The following is an 18259-nucleotide window of genomic DNA, read 5'->3' as shown; positions in this document are numbered from 1 at the left end:
GCACTCTATTGGAAGATGGTCTAAGAAGCGAGTACTTACGTCCGGATTTGTCGGAAGCTACGATCTTCGGGTGCAAACCCAGGCGCGACACCATCACGACCCGGAGGACGGCGGATCCCGAACCATGGCCGACATGACAGACCCCCTTGTCGTCGGAGTGCGGGACCGCTGGGAAGACCAGGGCCTGCCCGGCGGGCCGTGGGCGTTCCTGGCGGTCTGCTCGGTCGGCCGGATCCACCAGATGTTCACGAAGGCGCTGGAGGCCGAGCTCAAAAGGTTCGACCTCAACCGGACGGGCTACTTCCTCCTGACCACCCTGGCGCTGACGAGCGGCGGCGGGGCCAGGCTGAGCACCCTCGGCAAGATCCTCATGGTGCATCCGACGACGGTGAAGCTCACCGTCGACCAGCTGGAGCGATCCGGCCTGGTGACCCGGACGCCGCACCCCACAGACCGGCGGGCGACCCTGGTCGTCCTCACCCCGGCCGGACGCTCGCTCGCGGGCGAGGCGAACACGGCGCTGGAGGCCACCGGCAGCGCGCTCGGCGAACTCGGCGGGCGGTACCGCGAGATGTTCGAGGCGCTCCAGCCGGCCCGCCTCGCGGCCGGCGACGTGCACCTGCTGTGGGAGCACCGCGCCCTGTGAACCGTTCGTGACCTGGCACTCGTACCTTCACTCCGAGGCCAAGACACCCCCGCGATAAGGCACAGTGTCCCCATGCCACAGAGTCACGGCACGCGCAGACGTCCCCCCGGCGCCCCCGGCCGCACCCCCCGGCGGCGCCGGTTCCGGCGCGTCCTCACCAGCAACATCACCATCACCGCCGTCGCCAGCTGCGGGCTCATCACCGCCCTGGTGATGATCGACCTCGACCGGTTCACCGGCACGGCGTCGCCGCCGCGGGCGGCGGCGGACGGCCTGTCGACCAACGACATGGTCGCGATGCTGACCAACGCGGAGATCGACCCCGTCGCCGCCGACGCGATCGCCGCCGCGAAGAAGCGGGCCTACGAGGAGCACCGGCGCGAGCTGCGGCGTCTCGAGGAGAAGGCCAAGCGCGACGCCGCCGCCCGCGCGGAGCTGAAGGCGCGGCGGGAGCGGGAGCGGCTCGCCCGCTCCAACCCCAGCGCGGCGCAGAACAAGGCGTACGGCAAGAGGATGAACGCCCTCCGGGGCTGGTCGCGGTGCTGGCCGTCGCTGCTGACGCTGTGGGAGCACGAGAGCAACTGGAACGAGCGGGCCGAGAACCCCTCCAGCGGCGCCTACGGCATCCCGCAGGCGCTCCCCGCGTCCAAGCTCGGCAGCGCCGGGGCCGACTGGCGGACGAGCTCCCCCACGCAGATCGCCTGGGGCCTCGGCTACATCAAGGCCCGCTACAAGGACCCGTGCGGCGCGTGGTCGTGGTGGCAGGCGCACAACTGGTATTGACGCGGGAGGCACCGGGAGGGGCGGCCCCCGGTTGGTGGCCGGGCGGCGACACGGCACGATAAGGGGATGCGGACGAGCAAGGCGCACGAGGAGACCGACCCCGCCACCGGCACCGGATCCGACCTGGTGCCCGACCCGGTGCCCGTCACCGGCACGGCGGCGGGCGGGCCCGGCGGCGGGCGGCAGTGGGCGCGCGCCGACGCGACACGGCACGCGCTGCTGGCCGCCGCGCTCCAGGTGTTCGCCGACCGCGGCTACGCCGACGCGGGCATCGCCGAGATCGTCGAGCGGTCCGGGATCAGCGTCGGCAGCCTCTACCACCACTACGGCGGCAAGGCCGGGCTGTACGTCGCCCTGTGGGAGGACCTCACCGCCGAGCAGGAGCGCGCCGCCGGCCGTGCCGTGTCCGCCGCGCGCAAGGACGGCGAGACCGACCCGATCGCGCTGTTCACCGCCGGGGCCCGCGCCTATCTGCGGGTGTGCTGGGAGCGGCGGGAGGCGGCGCGGCTGTTCCACGGCGGCGAGGGGCCGTCCGGCTCGGCACTGATGCGGCGCAGCCGGGCGCAGCACTGGGTCGCGCAGAACACGAAGCTGCTGCGCGGTCCGTCCGGCACGGCCCCGGCGGGGCGCGCCGACCAGGTGCTCGGGCTGGTGCTCACCACCGTGATCGGCGAGGCCGGACGGGAGATCGCGACCGCCGAGAGCGAGCCGGAGGCCGCCGAGATCATCGACGAGGTGTGCCGGATCCTGATCCGGCTTGCGCGCTGAACCGCCCTGCCCGCTGAACCGGCCGGCGCACCCGGACCGCACGGCGGCCGGGCGATGCGCACGGTTCGGAGCCGGTTGACCTGGTTCCGGACACAATATGGTCACACCTGGCGGCTCAGACCGTTAGTCTGACCTCCAGGTCACCGTTTCCTGACGGAAAGTCGAAGGGGTCATGCCGACGTCCACCTGGTTCCGGCTCAATGTCGACAAGCGCGAGCGGGTGCTCGAGGTGGCGATGCGCGAGTTCGGCGAGCACGGGTACTCCACCGGCAGCCTCAACACCATCGCGCGCGAGGCCGGCATCGCCAAGGGGTCGCTCTTCCAGTACTTCAACGACAAGCTTGAGTTCTTCGCGTTCGTGTGCGACGAGGCGTCCCGCCGCACCCGCGAGGAGATGGAACGCCGCATCTCCCGGCTGGAGTTCGACCAGCCCTTCGACGAATGGCTCTTCGACGTCCTGTGCGACTGGACGGAGTTCATGGCGGACCATCCGCTCGAGCGCGCCGTCACCGCCGCGACGAACTTCGAACTCGACAACAACGTCCGGTCCGTCGTCCGCGACACCGCCAACCAGCACTACCTGCGCGTCATCCACCCGACGCTGAAGTACTGGAAGGAGATCGGGCAGATCCGCGAGGACGCCGATCTCGACGTCCTCGCGACGCTGATCCTCACGATCCTGCCGTTCCTGGCGCTCGCCCCGTACTACGACGGGCTCGACCCCGTCTTCGGGCTGCGCGGCCGGACGCCCGCCGAGCAGCGCCCGGTGGTGCGGCAGCTCATCTCGGGCATCCGGCCGATGTTCGCGCCCGGCAAGTAGCCGGCCGGCTCAGGCGAGGACGTACTCGTCCGCCTTCGCCTTGCGGGCACCGGCCCAGAACTCGAAGGTGTGCCCCGGCCAGAGGGTGCGGTTCACGCCCTTGTCGTCCAGGTACCAGCTCTGGCAGCCGCCCTCGCTCCACACCGCGCGGCGCAGCCGCCGGTGGATGCGGTCGTTGAAGGCGCGGCACGCCTCCGGCTTCGGCTCGATCGTGTCGGCGCCCGCCTCCTGCACCATCCGCAGGCAGCTCAGCACGTGCTGGATCTGCGACTCGATCATGAAGACGACCGAGTTGTGGCCGAGGCCGGTGTTGGGGCCGAGCAGCATGAAGAAGTTCGGCAGGCCCGGGACGGTGGTGCCGCGGTGCGCCTCGATGCCGTCCGCCCACAGCTCCTGCAGCTTCACGCCGCCGCGCCCGGTCACCTGGAGCTCCGCGAGCGCGTCGGTCACCTTGAAGCCGGTGCCGTAGATGATGCAGTCGACCTCGTACTCCCGGCCGTCCCGCGTCACGACGGAGTTCTCGCGCACCTCGGCGATCGCGGACGTCTCGACGCGCACGTTCGGCCGGGTGAGCGCCGGATAGTAGTCGTTGGACAGCAGGACGCGCTTGCAGCCGATCGTGTAGTCCGGTGTCACCTTGGCGCGCAGCTCGGGGTCGGGGATCTGCCGCTTGAGGTGCCAGCGGGCGAGCCACTCCTGCGGGGCGGACAGCCGCGGGTCGAGCGTGAAGCCGACCGCGCGGGCCTCGAGCGTCCAGTAGATGGAGTCGCGGAACGCGCGGGCCGCGCCCGGGACCTTCTCGAACACCTTCCGGACGGGCGCCGCGATCGCGTGGTCGGGCTTCGGCTGGATCCACGGCGGCGTCCGCTGGAACAGGACGAGGTCGTCCACCTTCTTGGCGATCTGCGGGACGAACTGGATCGCGGACGCGCCGGTGCCGACGACCGCGACGCGCTTGCCGGCGAGGTCGTAGGAGTGGTCCCACTCGGCGGAGTGGAACGCCGTGCCCTGGAACCGCTCGATGCCGGGCAGGTCGGGGAACGACGGGATGTGCAGGGCGCCGACGCCGGACACGATCGCGCGCGGCGTGAGGACGGTGCCGTCCGCGAGCGTCACGTTCCACCGCTTCGCGGCGTCGTCGAACTCCATGGTCTCGACACGGCTGCCGAAGCGGATGTGCTCGCGCACCCGGTACCGGTCGGCCGTCCGCTCCATGTACGCCTCGATCTCGGGCTGGGGCGCGAACAGGCGCGTCCAGCCCGGGTTGAGGTCGAAGGAGAAGGAGTACATGTGCGAGGGGACGTCGCACGCGCATCCGGGGTAGGTGTTGTCGTGCCACGTCCCGCCGAGCGCGTCGCTCTTCTCCAGGATCGTGAAGTCGTGGAAGCCGGCCTTCTTGAGCCGGATCCCCATGCCCAGCCCGGCGAAGCCTGAGCCGATGATGACGATCGCCGGAGCGCCCTCGGTCATAGTGCATCCTCTCGCGTAATCTACTACGAGTAAGTTACTGCCGGTAGCTTACTGACGGTAGGTCCAACAGATAGGATTCTCCTGTGAGTGACGCCACAGCGCGGCCCCCGGTGCGGCGCCGGCGCATGTCCCGCGCCGAGCGCGAGCGGCAGATGCTGGACGTGGCGGAGACGGTGTTCACCGAGCGCGGCTACAAGGCCACGTCCATGGACGAGATCGCCGAGCGCTGCGGCGTCTCCAAGCCGATGCTCTACGAGTACTTCGGCTCCAAGGACGGCCTGCTCCTCGCCTGCATGAGCCGCGTCAAGGCCGAGCTCCTGGACGTCACCCAGAAGGCCATGGCCGGGGCCGGCAGCCCCCGCGAGGTGCTGCGACGCGGCATGCACGCCTACTTCGGCTTCATCGACTCGCACAGCCGGTCGTTCGCGATGGTGCTGAGCGAGCCGCTCGCCGCGCCGCCGGAGACCGCCGAGACCATCGAGGCCACCCGCCGCCAGCAGAGCACGCTGATCGCCGGGGTGCTCGCCGTGTTCGCGCCGTCCGCGCCGCGGGCCGCGATCGACGCGCACACCGAGATCATCATCGGCGCCTGCGAGCGGCTCGCCCTGTGGCGCACCGGCCGGCCGGACGTCTCGGTGGCGGACGCGGCGCAGTACATGACGGACTTCTGCTGGCACGGCCTCAGCCCCTATCTCGACGACTGACGCCGGTTCGCACCCGTTGACACCGATAAGTGCCCCGTGACACGGTACGTACAGTGTAAGCACGGCATACAACGTACGTACGCCACGGGGAAGAGGTTCCTCCCATGTCGACCCACGAGCTCTACACCGCCCCGGTAAGCCGCGAGACCTGGGGCGTCCCTATGGCCGGCGACGCCCGGTTCACCTGGGAGTACGACGACGGCCGCGACCGCCTGCTCGCCCTGTACCAGAAGGGCAAGGACAAGCAGTGGGACTCGGTCAAGCGCATCGACTGGGACCTGGAGGTGGACCCCTATAACGTCCTGGGCGTCCCGGACCAGTCCCTCGCCATCTACGGCACGAAGTACTGGGACATGCTCACCGAGAAGCAGATCGGCGAGCTGCGGCAGCACAGCGCGTCCTGGCAGTTCTCCCAGTTCGTGCACGGCGAGCAGGGCGCGATGGTCACCGCCGCCCGCATCGTCGAGTCGGTGCCCGACCTCGACGCGAAGTTCTACTCCGCCACCCAGACCATGGACGAGGCCCGGCACGTCGAGCTCTTCTCCCGCTTCCTGCAGGAGAAGATCGGCATGGTCTACCCGATCAACACGAAGCTGCAGGAGCTCCTCGACGAGACGCTCAGCGACTCGCGCTGGGACATGCCCTACCTCGGCATGCAGGTCCTCATCGAGGGCCTCGCGCTCGCCGCGTTCGGCGTCATCCGCGACATCACCACCAAGCCGCTCCCCAAGCAGATCCTCGCCTACGTCATGCAGGACGAGGCCCGCCACGTCGCGTTCGGCCGGCTCGCCCTCCGCGACTACTACCGGCAGCTGTCGCCCGCCGAGCTGCGCGAGCGCGAGGACTTCGTCATCGAGGGCTGCCACCTCATGCGCGACCGCATCCGCGGCCGGGAGATCTGGACGAACTTCGGCATCGACCCCCGCGAGGTCGACGAGATGGTCGAGAACTCCCCCTACATGCGCATGTTCCAGAGCCTGCTGTTCAGCCGCATCGTCCCGTGCGTCAAGGACATCGGCCTGTGGAGCCCGCGCATCCAGCAGGCCTACGACGACATGGGCGTGCTCGACATGTCCAAGGCCGACCTGGAGGCCCTGATGAACCAGGACGAGGAGATCGCCGAGAAGCTCGACGCCGAGCGCTTCGCGGCGGAGGAGGCCGTCCGCAAGGCGGAGGTGGACGCGGTGGTCGCGGCCGAGGCCGCCGCGGAGGGATGAGAGAACGGCAACGGCCGAAAACGACAACGAATTCTAGTTACCGGTCATTATCCGAAACCCATTCGGTCAATGGAGGTTCCAGTCCCTTTGGATTGGTCCTCATACCGGCATGAAAAAGGGCCGTGACGTGTGGTCCACGTCACGGCCCTCCGGGTCACACCCAGGAGACCCCTACCGCTCGCACGGCCAACGTCCTCGACCTCCTCATCCCCGGCGTCACGGCACCGAACGGGCCGCCCGGAGGCGTGATCGGCGCGCCCCCCACCCCTTTACGACACCACTTTAAGAGCCGCTGACGAAGAATATGTCATGATCGGCCGATTGAGGTCAGAAATGGGTCAGCGAAGTGCGGCGAGCACTTCTCGCGCGACCTGTTCGGCGTTCGCGAGGCAGGCTTCGCGGCGCCTCTCGGCGCCGTCACCGGACGCCTGTTCGCTGTAGCTGACCGTCACGACCGCGTTCCGTTCGCGGAAGGTCATCTGGCCGACCACGGTGGGCTGCCCCCGGTCGGCCTTGAACCAGCGGAACGACTCGTCCCCGAGACCCGTGTGGCGGGCGAGGGTGATGGTGCGCTCCAGCGTGCTGCCGCGTGCCTGCGCCCACTGCGCGTCGTAGTACCCCTCGGCGTCCTCGACGGGCGAGGGCGTGTTGGCGGGCGCGTACAGGTGCGCCTCCACGCGGAGCCACCGCCAGGCGGACGCCGTCGACGCGTACGTGCACGTGGTCAGCGTCGAGTTCTGGCTCTGCCGCTCCCGCGCCCCCGGGACGACCCGCCGCGCCGTCCCCTTCCGCACCGCGCCGCAGGGGGCGGGGAGGGCCTGGACGAGCCGCTGCCCGGTCGGCGAGGGCTCCGGGGCGCCGGAGGACGTCTCGGGGGCCGGGGTCGTCTCCAGGGCCCGGCCCGTCTCCGGAGCCCGGCTCGTCCGCGGAGCCGGGGCGTTCCCCCGTCCGGGGGCGATGAGGAAGGCGGCCACCGCCGCGACCGCGAACGCCACGACCGCCACCAGCAGCGCCAGGCGCCTCGGCCGGCGGGCGGCCGCCGGGGGCTCGGGCGCGGAGTACACCCGCTGGAACGGCTCGGACGGACGCGGCACTCCCCGCTCCTTCACTCCGGGAACGTCGTCTCCCTACCCGTTCGCCACCGTAGCCAGGCACCGGCGCCCGGCCAAACCCCCTGGCGGGGGTGGATTGTCCGACCCGCTGGACAGAATGAGGGAGTGCTCATGGTGGAGATCGCCCGGACGTCGGCGGAGGTGGCCGGCACGTCGAAACGCAAGGCGAAGGTGGCGGCGCTGGCCGAGCGGCTGCGCGGCGCCGAGCCGGCGGAGGCGCCGATCGCGGTGGCGTACCTGTCCGGTGAGCTGCCGCAGCGCCAGATCGGCGTGGGGTACGCGGCGCTGCGCGAGGCGCCGCCGCCCGCCGCCGAGCCCTCCCTGACGGTCGCCGAGGTCGACGCGGCGTTCACCGAGATCGGCGCCGTGGCGGGCCAGGGCTCGGTGGCGCGCCGGCGCGCGCTGGTCGCGGCGCTGCTGGGCCGCGCCACCGCGCAGGAGCAGGGCTTCCTCATCCGCCTGCTCTCCGGCGAGCTGCGGCAGGGCGCCCTGGACGGGGTGATGGCCGAGGCGATCGCCGCCGCCGCCGGGGTCCCGGCCGCGGAGGTGCGGCGGGCGGTCATGCTGCGCGGCGCCCTCGGGCCGGTCGCGGCCGCGGCGCTGGCCGGCGGCGGGGCGGCGCTGCGCGGCTTCACGCTGGAGGTCGGGCGGCCGATCAGGCCGATGCTCGCGGCGGCGGCCCCGTCCGTCGACGAGGCGTTCGCCAAACTCGCGGCCGAGGCGGCGGTCGAGTGGAAGCTCGACGGCATCCGCGCGCAGGTCCATGTGCGGGAGGGCGAGGTGCGCGTGTTCACCCGCACGCTCGACGACATCACCGCGCGGCTGCCGGAGGTCGTCACCGCCGTCCGCGGGCTGCCCGTCCGCGACGCGGTCTTCGACGGCGAGGTCATCGCCCTGCGCCCGGACGCGACGCCGTACCCGTTCCAGGTCACGGGCGCCCGCACCGCGACCCGCACGGCCAAGGGGGCGGGAGCGCCGCAGGTGCCGCTCTCGGTCTTCCTCTTCGACGTCCTGCATCTGGACGGCGCCGACCTGCTCGACGCCCCCGGCGCCGAGCGCGACGCGGCTCTGGTCCGGGCCGTCCCGGCGGAGCTGCGGATGCCGCGCCTGGTCACCGGCGACCCGGCGGCCGCGAAGCGGTTCTTCGACGACGCCGTGGCGCGCGGGCACGAGGGCGTCGTGGTGAAGTCCCTCGACACCCCGTACACGGCGGGGCGGCGCGGCGCCGGCTGGATCAAGGTGAAGCCGCGGCACACCCTCGACCTGGTGGTCCTCGCGGCCGAGTGGGGGCACGGCCGCCGGGAGGGCTACCTGTCGAACCTCCATCTGGGCGCCCGCGACCCCGGCACCGGCGGCTTCGTGATGCTCGGCAAGACGTTCAAGGGCATGACCGACGAGCTGCTGGCGTGGCAGACCGAGCGGTTCCGGGAGCTCGCCGTGCGGGAGGACGGCTGGACGGTCCACATCCGGCCCGAGCTGGTCGTCGAGATCGCGTTCGACGGCGTCCAGCACAGCACCCGCTATCCGGGCGGGATCGCGCTGCGGTTCGCCCGCGTGCTGCGGTACCGGCCCGACAAGGCCGCCGGCGAGGCCGACACGATCGACACGGTCCGGGCCGTGGCGCCCGTCCTGGACCACCCCGCACCGGGCTGACCGGCCTCACGGGTCGGGGTTCCGCCGGTTCCGGGACCGCCGGTACCGGACGGGGGTGCGGCGCTGGACGTGGTAGCCGTAGCGGCGCCGGGCCCGCGCCTCCGACCTGCGCCGGACCCGGTTCAGGCGCCTGCGGTGGGCGCGTTCGGCGGCCGTCCGGCGCTGGAGCAGCTCGGGCGGGATCAGGTCGTGGCGGCCCGCGATGAACTCCTGCACCCAGATCTTGCCCCTGATCAGGGGGCGGCGGATCTTCTGCTCGCGGTGGACGGCCCTGCGGTGCTTGCGCGACCCCCGGGCGTACCGCCAGCGCGCCCAGGGAGACCCCGGACGCGCCACCCGGATCGTTCCAACGATGAGCAGCGCCGGGACGAACAGCCCGATCAGGCCCGTCCAGATCTTGCCCTTCAGCAGCGTCACGATGGCCAGCAGAAGGTTCACCGCGAGCGACGCGACGTACAGCTCGGCCAGCGTGGCGAACGTCCCGCCCGGGTCGGGCGCGGCGCCCTCGAAGCCCAGCGGCCGGACGCCGATCAGCAGCAGCCCGGTCACCGCGATCGCGACGAACACCGCGTCGAGGGACGCCCGGCCCTTCTCCGTCCAGTAGACGTCGCTGAGGTGCAGGATCAGCGCGAACTCGTCCAGCACGAGGGCCGAGCCCGCCCCGAACAGCATGCAGGCCGCCAGGTCGAACCGGACATGGCCGTCCGGGATCGCGATGCTCGCCACCCCGCCCGCCAGCATCAGCACGACGCCGAACACCACGTGGTGGATGTGCAGATCACCGGCCGTCACGTTCCGGAACCACCACCGGACGTTCGCCCGGATCAGCCGGACGTTCACCCGCGTGAACACGAACGTGACGATGAACGCCGTGAAGAAGCCGAACAGCGGCAGCCGCCCGGTGGACACGATGCGCTCGTGGAACAGCTCGACCATGGACCCCCCGTGGCCTCCATGATGCCCGGTGACATGCGGATATGGTGGGGGACGCCGGAGATCTGTCAGGGAGGGCCGCCGTGCGCGACATCGTGGACCGCTGCGATCCCGCGAGCCGGACGTGGATCGCCGAGGCGATCCGGACCGTCGAGGCCGACGCGAACCGCAGCGCCGACACCCATCTGCACGTCTTCCCGCTGCCGCCCGAATGGGGCATCGACCTCTACCTGAAGGACGAGTCCGTCCATCCGACGGGGTCGCTGAAGCACCGGCTCGCGCGGTCCCTGTTCCTGTACGGGCTGGCGAACGGCTGGATCGGCCCCGACACCACGATCATCGAGGCGTCCAGCGGGTCCACGGCCGTGTCGGAGGCGTACGTCGCGCGGCTGCTCGGACTGCCGTTCGTCGCGGTGATGCCCGCCTCGACCAGCCCGGAGAAGATCGAGCTGATCGAGTTCTACGGGGGCCGCTGCCATCTCGTGGACGACCCGTCCGCGATCTACGCCGAGTCGCGGCGGCTCGCGGCCGAGTGCGGCGGGCACTTCATGGACCAGTTCACCTACGCCGAGCGGGCCACTGACTGGCGCGGGAACAACAACATCGCCGAGTCGATCTTCGAGCAGCTGCGGCTGGAGCGGTTCCCCGAGCCGGCCTGGATCGTGGTCGGCGCCGGCACCGGCGGTACGTCCGCGACCATCGGCCGCTACGCCCGCTACCGGCGGTTCCAGACCCGCCTGTGCGTCGTCGACCCGGAGGGGTCGGCGTTCTTCGGCGCGTACGCCGACGGCGACCCCGGGCGGACCGCCTCGGGCTCCCGGATCGAGGGGATCGGCCGGCCGCGGGTCGAGCCGTCGTTCCTGCCCTCGGTGATCGACCGGATGATCCGGGTGCCGGACGCGGCGTCCATCGCGGCCATGCGCTGGACGCGGGACGTCACCGGGCGCGGTGTCGGCGGCTCCACCGGCACCAACCTGTGGGGCGCGGCGCTGCTGATCTCGGAGATGCGGGCGCGCGGCGAGCGGGGCAGTGTCGTGACGCTGATCTGCGACGGCGCCGAGCGCTACTCCTGCACCTACGAGTCCGACGCGTGGCTCGCGACGCGGAACCTCGACATCGCCCCGCACCGCGCCGCCCTGGACGGCTTCCTCAAGACCGGCGAGATGCCCGTTTCGTAACCGGCCGCCGGCTAACCGGTGAGGCGGATCGGGTTCACCAGGTCGGCGTAGATCAGCAGGCCGCCCATCACGATCAGGACGATCGCCATCACATAGGTGACGGGCAGCGCCTTCGCGACGTCCACGTAGCCCGGGTCGGGCCGGCGGAAGATCCGCGCGAACCCCTTCTTGACCGCTTCGAGGAGGGCGCCCGCGATGTGGCCGCCGTCCAGCGGAAGCAGCGGGATCAGGTTGAACATGCCGACGGCGAGGTTCAGGGAGCCGAGCAGCATGATGAACCAGGCGAACTTCTCGGTGTTGGTGAGGACGTCGTTGGCGGCGACGTCGCCGCCGATCCGGCTGACGCCGACGACCCCGATCGGGCCGTTCGGGTCGCGCTCCTCACCGCCGAACGCCGCGTGCCAGACCCCGACCATCTTCTGCGGCATGCGCAGCAGCGCGGTGGCCGTCCGGGCGGTCATGTCGGCCATCGTGGTGACGACCGCGCCGGGGCCCTGCCGCTGCACGTCGAACGTGGGCGTGATGCCGAGGAAGCCCACATCGACGATCTTGTCGTCGTCCTCGAGGTCGCGCAGCTGGTTGCGGGCGATGGGGACATTGAGCGCGATCGTCCGGTCGCCGCGCTCGACGGTCATCGGGACGGTCTCGCCGCCCGAGCCGCGGATCAGCTGCTGGAGCTTCTCGTAGTCGTCGATCTTCCGGCCGTCGAACGTCAGGATCCGGTCGCCGGGCCGCAGCCCGACCTGCTTGGCCGGCGTCGGCCGCGCGCCCGCCGGGCAGGACGTGAGGTTCGCCTGGCTCGCCGGGACGACGCACTCGCTGATCTCCTCGATCACCGGCTGCGGGCGGTTGATGCCGATGCCCATCAGCAGGATCGCGAAGAACACCACCGCGAGCAGCAGGTTCATGGCGGGGCCGCCGAACATGATCAGCAGCTTCTGCCACCACTTCTTGGCGTAGAAGACGCGGTCCTCGTCGCCCGGCCGGACCTCCTCCAGCGCCGCGCCGCGGGCGGACTCGATCAGCCCCTGCCATGGCCCGGTGCTGATCCGCCGCACTTGCCCCGGCTTGTCGTCCTTGCGGGGCGGCAGCATGCCGATCATGCGGATGTAGCCGCCGAGCGGGATCCACTTGACGCCGTACTCGGTCTCGCCCTTGCGCCTGGACCACAGCGTCGGCCCGAACCCCACCATGAACTGGGTCGTCCGCACCTTGAACAGCTTCGCGAACGAGAAGTGCCCCAGTTCGTGCAGGGCGATGGACGCGAGCAGGCCGAAGAACAAGATCAGCACACCCGCAAGCCAAGCCATCCGCCGCGCCCTCCGGTCCGCACCCCGCCAAGGGGGTGATCTCTCCCAGCACCAACCGATTCAGCCTACGTTACGCGCCCGCCCCGGGTTCGCCTCGTTGTGAGGCGGTTGTGGCATGGGTGCCAAGGACCGCTTGTCCGATTGGCACAAGGTTCGCTATCCGGCGGGCGGGGTCCGTGCGCATCATTGTGCGTCCTCCGGTCCATCGAGAAGGGACGCCTCTTGAAGCGCAGTCATATCGCGGTGTTCGCGCTGGCCCTCGCCGTGGCGGGGTGCGGCGGATCCGATGAGGGATCGGAGGCGGACGCCCCGGTCGCGCCGCCCGCGTCGTCGCCCGTGGCGTCCGCACCCGCCACCGCGCCGTCCGGCACGACGGGCGCGAGCCCCTCGCCGAAGACGAGCCTGAACAGGTCACAGAGCGCACGGCTGCGGCGGTTCGACGACTGCATGCGGCGGGAGGGCGTCCCGACCCCGGCCCCGAACACGAGCCGGACGCCCGCCCCGGCCGAGCTGGAGAAGATCAAGGCCGCGCTGAAGAAGTGCATGGCGGCGATGAGCCCCGCCCCGGCGGGCTGAGACCCGAACGGCCGAGGCACGGGCGGCCGAGGCCAGGGCGGCCGGCGTCCGGAGGGCTGCTAGCCTGGCGCGCAGCCGATGATCCCGCGCGGGAGAGTCTCCCGCCGCCAGCGGGGGACGCCGAAGGAGCAAATCCTCCCCGGAACCTCTCAGGCCCACGGACCGCGCGGACGAGGCGACCTCTGGAAAGCGGGGACCCCGGTCCCCCGCCGAAGGTGTAAACCGGCCTGGACGGCGCGTGCGGTACTCGGGGGCACGCGGCGCACACGGCCGGTGAATCTCTCAGGCGCCGATGACAGAGGGGGAGGCACCGATACGCCCGGTGCGCGAGTGGGACGATGGTCCCGCGCGCCCGCGACGAAGGAGCCGACCCGATGCCCGCCGACCCCGTGCCCACCGAACCCGTGTCCGCCGGACCGAAGAAGACGCCGCTGCATGAGCTCCACAGGGAGCTCGGCGCGAACCTCGTCGACTTCGCCGGATACCTGATGCCCCTGCGCTACAAGAGCGAGACCGCCGAGCATCAGGCGGTCCGCACCGGGGCCGGCCTGTTCGACCTGTCCCACATGGGGGAGATCTTCGTGTCCGGGCCGGAGGCGGGCGCCGCGCTCGACCACGCCCTGGTCGGGAACCTGTCGCCGATGGCGGTGGGCAAGGCCCGCTACACGATGATCGTCGCCCATGACGGCGGCGTCCTGGACGACCTGATCGTCTACCGGCTCGCCGACGAGACCTGGCTGGTCGTCGCCAACGCGGCGAACGTCGCGGTCGTCCGGGAGTCCCTGGTCGAGCGGGCCCAGGAATTCCAGGCCGTCGTCGACGACCGGTCCGACTCCTACGCGCTGATCGCCCTGCAGGGACCGCGCGCCCAGGAGATCCTCGCGGGCTTCACCGACGCTCCACTCGCCGGCCTCAAGTACTACGCGATCTTCGCGGCGCCGGTCGCGGGCGCCGACGCGCTGCTCGCCCGCACCGGCTACACCGGCGAGGACGGGTTCGAGGTGTTCGTGGACGCCGCCGACGCCGTCGCCGTGTGGACCGCCCTGGCCGCGGTGGACGGCGTCGTCCCGGCCGGGCTGTCGGCGCGCGACACCCTCCGCCTGGAGGCGGGCATGCCGCTGTACGGCAACGAACTGGACGCCGAGACGACCCCCTACGAGGCGGGCCTCGGCCGGGTCGTCAAGCTGGACAAGCCCGGTGACTTCGTCGGCCGGGCCGCCCTGGCGGCGGCGGAGGCGACGCCGCCGGGCCGTAGGCTCGTGGGGCTGGTGGCACGCGGCCGCCGCGCGCCCCGCAAGGGGTACCCGGTCGTCACGTCCGACGGCTCGCCGTGCGGAGTCGTGACGAGCGGCGCCCCGTCCCCCACACTGGGCAGGCCGATCGCCATGGCCTACCTCGACAGCGGCGCCGGGGAGACCGGCCTCGCCGTGGACGTCCGCGGCAGGCACGAGCCGGTCGACGTGGTCGCCCTGCCGTTCTACAAGCGTTCCTGAAGACCTGGAGAGACAACAAGTGAGCGTTCCGGAGCAGCTGCGCTACAGCGAAGAGCACGAGTGGGTCGCCGGGCTCGGCGAGTCGGAGGACGGCATCGTCACGGTCGGCATCACGGCGCACGCCGCCGACGCGCTCGGCGAGATCGTCTACCTCGAGCTCCAGCCCGCCGAGGGCGACACGGTCGAGGCCGGCGAGCCCTGCGGCGAGGTGGAGTCCACCAAGTCGGTCAGCGACCTGTACTCCCCGGTCAGCGGCGAGATCACCGCGATCAACGCCGCCGTCGTGGACGAGCCGAAGGTCATCAACGACGACCCGTACGGCGAGGGCTGGATCTTCAAGGTCCGGGTCTCGGAGGAGCCGGGCGACCTGCTCGACTCGGCCGCCTACGAGAAGCTGATCGAGGAGGCCTGAACGTGACCCTGAACGAATCCCTCGCCGCGGTCGACCCTGAGGTCGCCGCGGCGGTCGACGCCGAGCTGCGCCGCCAGCAGACCACCCTCGAGATGATCGCGTCGGAGAACTTCGCGCCGGTGTCGGTGCTGGAGGCGCAGGGCTCCGTCCTGACCAACAAGTACGCCGAGGGCTACCCGGGCAGGCGGTACTACGGCGGCTGCGAGCACGTCGACGTCACCGAGCAGCTCGCGATCGACCGGGCGAAGGCCCTGTTCGGCGCGGAGCACGCGAACGTCCAGCCGCACTCGGGCGCGCAGGCCAACACGGCCGTCTACTTCGCGCTGCTGCAGCACGGCGACACGATCCTCGGCCTCGACCTGGCGCACGGCGGGCACCTCACCCACGGGATGCGGCTGAACTACTCGGGCAAGACGCTGAACGTGGTGCCCTACCACGTCCGCGCCGAGGACGGCCGGGTCGACATGGACGAGGTCGCGTCCCTCGCGGTCGAGCACCGGCCCAAGATGATCGTGGCGGGCTGGTCGGCGTACCCGCGGCAGCTCGACTTCGCCGCGTTCCGCGAGATCGCCGACCGGGTCGGCGCGCTGCTCATGGTCGACATGGCGCACTTCGCGGGCCTGGTCGCGGCGGGGCTGCACCCCTCCCCCGTCCCGTACGCGGACATCGTCACGACGACCACGCACAAGACGCTCGGCGGTCCGCGCGGCGGCCTGATCCTCTCCCGCGAGGAGTTCGGCAAGAAGATCAACTCGGCGGTGTTCCCCGGCATGCAGGGCGGCCCGCTGGAGCATGTGATCGCCGCGAAGGCCGTCGCCCTCAAGATCGCCGCGTCGGACGCGTTCAAGGACCGCCAGGCCCGCACCCTCGAGGGCGCCCGCATCCTCGCCGAGCGCCTGCTCGCGCCGGACTCGGCGAAGGCGGGCGTGAAGGTCCTCACCGGCGGCACCGACGTCCACCTGGTCCTGGTCGACCTGGTCGACTCGGAGCTCACCGGGCGGGACGCCGAGGACCGGCTCCACGAGATCGGCATCACCGTCAACCGGAACGCCGTCCCGAACGACCCGCGTCCCCCCATGGTGACGTCCGGGCTGCGGATCGGCACCCCGGCGCTCGCGACCCGCGGCTTCACCGCCGGCGACTTCACCGAGGTCGCCGACGTCATCGCGCTGGCCCTCCAGCCGTCCTTCGACCGCGAGGGCCTCGCCGCCCGGGTGAAGGCGCTGGCGGACGAGCACCCCCTGTATCCCGAGCTCTGAGAAGAGACGGACGGCGCCCCCTCCCCCGAGGGGGCGCACCGCTACAACGGAGTAGCAGCATGGCGATCAGCGTCTTCGACCTCTTCAAGATCGGCATCGGTCCGTCGTCGTCCCATACGGGCGGACCGATGGCGGCCGCGCACCGCTTCGCGCGCGGCCTCAGGGACGACGGCCTCCTCGCCCGGACGGCGTCCGTCCGGGCGGTCCTCTACGGCTCCCTCGGCCTCACCGGCAAGGGCCACGGCAGCGACAAGGCCGTCATCCTCGGCCTCGAGGGCGACAAGCCCGAACTGGTGGACGTCGACCGGGTCGACGCCCGGCTCGCCGAGATCCGCGACCGCAAGGCCCTCCGCCTGTTCGGCGGGCACGACGTCCCGTTCCTGGTCGGCGAGCATCTCGTCTTCGAGCGCAAGGAGTCTCTGCCGGGGCATCCGAACGGCATGCGGTTCACGGCGTTCGACGCGTCCGGCGAGGAGCTGCGCAGCCGGGTCTACTACTCGGTCGGCGGCGGCTTCGTCGTGGACGAGACCGCCGCCGGGGCGGACCGCATCAAGCCGGACGACACCGTCCTGCCGCACCGGTTCGACTCCGCCGCCGAACTCCTCGACCGCTGCGCCGAGACGGGGCTGTCGATCTCCGCGCTGATGCTGGAGAACGAGCGGGCGTTCGGCCGCACGCCGGAGGAGATCCGCGCGGGCCTCCTCGAACTCTGGCAGGTCATGCGGGCGAGCGTGACCCGGGGCTGCACCCGCGAGGGCCTCCTGCCGGGCGGCCTGAAGGTGCGCCGCCGCGCTCCGCAGCTGTTCCGGCAGCTGTCGGGCGAGAAGCCCGCCGACCCCCTCCACGCCATGGACTGGGTGACGCTCTACGCCCTCGCCGTGAACGAGGAGAACGCCGCCGGCGGACGCATCGTCACCGCCCCCACCAACGGCGCGGCCGGGATCGTCCCCGCCGTCCTGCACTACTACGACCGGTTCGTCCCGGGCGCGGACGACGAGGGCGTCGTCCGCTTCCTGCTCGCCGCCGGGGCGATCGGCGTCCTGTTCAAGCAGAACGCGTCGATCTCCGGCGCCGAGGTCGGCTGCCAGGGCGAGGTCGGCTCCGCCTGCTCGATGGCCGCCGCCGGCCTCACCGAGGTCCTCGGCGGCACTCCCGGCCAGGTCGAGAACGCCGCCGAGATCGGCATCGAGCACAACCTCGGCCTCACCTGTGACCCGGTGGGCGGCCTCGTCCAGGTGCCCTGCATCGAACGGAACGCGGTCGGCGCCATCAAGGCCATCAGCGCCGCCCGGCTCTCGCTGCGCGGCGACGGCCGCCACTTCGTGTCCCTCGACAAGGCCATCAAGACGATGCGCGACACCGGCCGCGACATGCTCGACAAGTACAAGGAGACGTCCCGCGGCGGCCTCGCCGTCAACGTCATCGAATGTTGACGCGGGGCACGCCCCGACATGAGAGGACCCGGGACCGTGGCTCGGGCCACGGATCCCGGGTCGGGCCGCTCAGTGGAAGGGGCCCCTCAGGGCCGCTCGGCAGAGCCGCCCAGGTTTTCGGTCGGCCAAACCGCCTCCTCACGTTCCTCGGCGTCGAGTACACCACCCACAGTAGGCACCCGACGGAATAACGGCACTAAACCCCCACAAAGCCCGCGTCAAGCTTCGGGGTGGACGCGCCGCTCCCCACTCGGGCGCGGCTCATCGCTTGCCGAACATGGCGCGCATCTTGCGGGCGGCGTCGCGGGTGTTCTTCGGCTGCGCGGCCTCGGCCGCGGGCTGCTCGGCGGGGCGGCGGGGCGGCGTGTGGTCGTCGTCCCGGTGCTCCTCGCGTGCCTCGCGGTCCACCTTGTCCTCAACGTCCCCCACGGCAACTCCCCCGATGGTCACTGACGGATCGTTCGCATCCTTGGTACCCCGCGAACCGCCCCG

The 18259-nt window shown here is 71.5% G+C and carries 18 protein-coding genes and 2 riboswitches; of the genes, 13 read left to right on the top strand and 5 right to left on the bottom strand.

What is annotated here, in order from left to right:
• Nucleotides 1-133: 133 nt before the first annotated feature.
• From IE99_RS0114365 to IE99_RS0114350, 4 genes are all read left to right on the top strand, one after another.
• Nucleotides 134-646, top strand: a complete 513-nt coding sequence (locus tag IE99_RS0114365) for a MarR family winged helix-turn-helix transcriptional regulator (protein WP_245623204.1) — start codon at nucleotides 134-136, stop codon at nucleotides 644-646.
• Nucleotides 647-718: 72 nt separating this feature from the next.
• Nucleotides 719-1429: an aggregation-promoting factor C-terminal-like domain-containing protein gene (locus IE99_RS29175; protein ID WP_051712502.1), complete on the top strand. Its 711-nt coding sequence runs from the start codon at nucleotides 719-721 to the stop codon at nucleotides 1427-1429.
• Between the two features lie 66 nt (nucleotides 1430-1495).
• Nucleotides 1496-2197, top strand: a complete 702-nt coding sequence (locus tag IE99_RS0114355; protein WP_084219495.1) for a TetR/AcrR family transcriptional regulator — start codon at nucleotides 1496-1498, stop codon at nucleotides 2195-2197.
• 172 nt (nucleotides 2198-2369) lie between these two features.
• Nucleotides 2370-3017, top strand: a complete 648-nt coding sequence (locus tag IE99_RS0114350; protein WP_030169680.1) for a TetR/AcrR family transcriptional regulator — start codon at nucleotides 2370-2372, stop codon at nucleotides 3015-3017.
• Between the two features lie 9 nt (nucleotides 3018-3026).
• Here the strand turns inward: IE99_RS0114350 and IE99_RS0114345 are convergent, their stop codons facing one another.
• On the bottom strand, nucleotides 3027-4487 hold the full coding sequence (locus IE99_RS0114345) for a flavin-containing monooxygenase (RefSeq protein WP_030169678.1): 1461 nt from the start codon (nucleotides 4485-4487) through the stop codon (nucleotides 3027-3029).
• Nucleotides 4488-4570: 83 nt separating this feature from the next.
• On the opposite strand from IE99_RS0114345, the gene IE99_RS0114340 reads away from it, so the two are divergent.
• Nucleotides 4571-5191, top strand: coding sequence for a TetR/AcrR family transcriptional regulator (locus IE99_RS0114340; RefSeq protein ID WP_245623203.1), 621 nt, complete (start codon nucleotides 4571-4573; stop codon nucleotides 5189-5191).
• Nucleotides 5192-5295: 104 nt separating this feature from the next.
• Complete coding sequence (locus IE99_RS0114335) at nucleotides 5296-6408, top strand: ferritin-like domain-containing protein (protein ID WP_030169673.1); 1113 nt, start codon at nucleotides 5296-5298, stop codon at nucleotides 6406-6408.
• 338 nt (nucleotides 6409-6746) lie between these two features.
• Here the strand turns inward: IE99_RS0114335 and IE99_RS0114330 are convergent, their stop codons facing one another.
• Nucleotides 6747-7502: a hypothetical protein gene (locus tag IE99_RS0114330; protein WP_030169670.1), complete on the bottom strand. Its 756-nt coding sequence runs from the start codon at nucleotides 7500-7502 to the stop codon at nucleotides 6747-6749.
• A 129-nt stretch (nucleotides 7503-7631) separates the two neighbouring features.
• On the opposite strand from IE99_RS0114330, the gene IE99_RS0114325 reads away from it, so the two are divergent.
• A complete protein-coding gene (locus tag IE99_RS0114325) occupies nucleotides 7632-9173 on the top strand; it encodes an ATP-dependent DNA ligase (RefSeq protein WP_245623202.1) in 1542 nt (513 codons plus the stop codon).
• 6 nt (nucleotides 9174-9179) lie between these two features.
• Here IE99_RS0114325 and IE99_RS0114320 read toward each other — a convergent pair whose 3' ends face one another.
• Nucleotides 9180-10109, bottom strand: a complete 930-nt coding sequence (locus IE99_RS0114320) for a hypothetical protein (RefSeq protein WP_084219494.1) — start codon at nucleotides 10107-10109, stop codon at nucleotides 9180-9182.
• Nucleotides 10110-10150: 41 nt separating this feature from the next.
• On the opposite strand from IE99_RS0114320, the gene cds1 reads away from it, so the two are divergent.
• Nucleotides 10151-11284, top strand: coding sequence for an L-cysteine desulfhydrase Cds1 (cds1, locus tag IE99_RS0114315; RefSeq protein ID WP_051712501.1), 1134 nt, complete (start codon nucleotides 10151-10153; stop codon nucleotides 11282-11284).
• Between the two features lie 11 nt (nucleotides 11285-11295).
• Here the strand turns inward: cds1 and IE99_RS0114310 are convergent, their stop codons facing one another.
• On the bottom strand, nucleotides 11296-12576 hold the full coding sequence (locus IE99_RS0114310) for a M50 family metallopeptidase (protein WP_342666220.1): 1281 nt from the start codon (nucleotides 12574-12576) through the stop codon (nucleotides 11296-11298).
• A 240-nt stretch (nucleotides 12577-12816) separates the two neighbouring features.
• On the opposite strand from IE99_RS0114310, the gene IE99_RS0114305 reads away from it, so the two are divergent.
• The 5 genes from IE99_RS0114305 (at nucleotide 12817) to IE99_RS0114285 (ending at nucleotide 17767) form a co-directional block, all read left to right on the top strand.
• A complete protein-coding gene (locus tag IE99_RS0114305) occupies nucleotides 12817-13170 on the top strand; it encodes a hypothetical protein (protein WP_157610295.1) in 354 nt (117 codons plus the stop codon).
• Between the two features lie 79 nt (nucleotides 13171-13249).
• Nucleotides 13250-13345, top strand: a riboswitch (glycine riboswitch).
• A gap of 4 nt (nucleotides 13346-13349) precedes the next feature.
• Nucleotides 13350-13472: riboswitch (glycine riboswitch) on the top strand.
• A gap of 72 nt (nucleotides 13473-13544) precedes the next feature.
• A complete protein-coding gene (gcvT, locus tag IE99_RS0114300; RefSeq protein ID WP_051712517.1) occupies nucleotides 13545-14663 on the top strand; it encodes a glycine cleavage system aminomethyltransferase GcvT in 1119 nt (372 codons plus the stop codon).
• Nucleotides 14664-14682: 19 nt separating this feature from the next.
• Nucleotides 14683-15075: a glycine cleavage system protein GcvH gene (gene gcvH, locus IE99_RS0114295; protein ID WP_030169651.1), complete on the top strand. Its 393-nt coding sequence runs from the start codon at nucleotides 14683-14685 to the stop codon at nucleotides 15073-15075.
• A gap of 2 nt (nucleotides 15076-15077) precedes the next feature.
• Nucleotides 15078-16334: a serine hydroxymethyltransferase gene (locus IE99_RS0114290; RefSeq protein ID WP_281176539.1), complete on the top strand. Its 1257-nt coding sequence runs from the start codon at nucleotides 15078-15080 to the stop codon at nucleotides 16332-16334.
• A 59-nt stretch (nucleotides 16335-16393) separates the two neighbouring features.
• Nucleotides 16394-17767 (top strand): L-serine ammonia-lyase, encoded by a 1374-nt coding sequence (locus IE99_RS0114285; RefSeq protein ID WP_030169637.1) that lies wholly within the window; start codon nucleotides 16394-16396, stop codon nucleotides 17765-17767.
• 261 nt (nucleotides 17768-18028) lie between these two features.
• On the opposite strand, the gene IE99_RS31865 is transcribed toward IE99_RS0114285, so the two are convergent.
• Nucleotides 18029-18196: a hypothetical protein gene (locus tag IE99_RS31865; protein ID WP_157610292.1), complete on the bottom strand. Its 168-nt coding sequence runs from the start codon at nucleotides 18194-18196 to the stop codon at nucleotides 18029-18031.
• Nucleotides 18197-18259: the final 63 nt, after the last annotated feature.

The sequence above is a fragment of the Spirillospora albida genome, assembly GCF_000718255.1.
Lineage (GTDB): Bacteria > Actinomycetota > Actinomycetes > Streptosporangiales > Streptosporangiaceae > Spirillospora > Spirillospora albida.
This window is presented reverse-complemented; position numbering and strand designations above follow the sequence as displayed.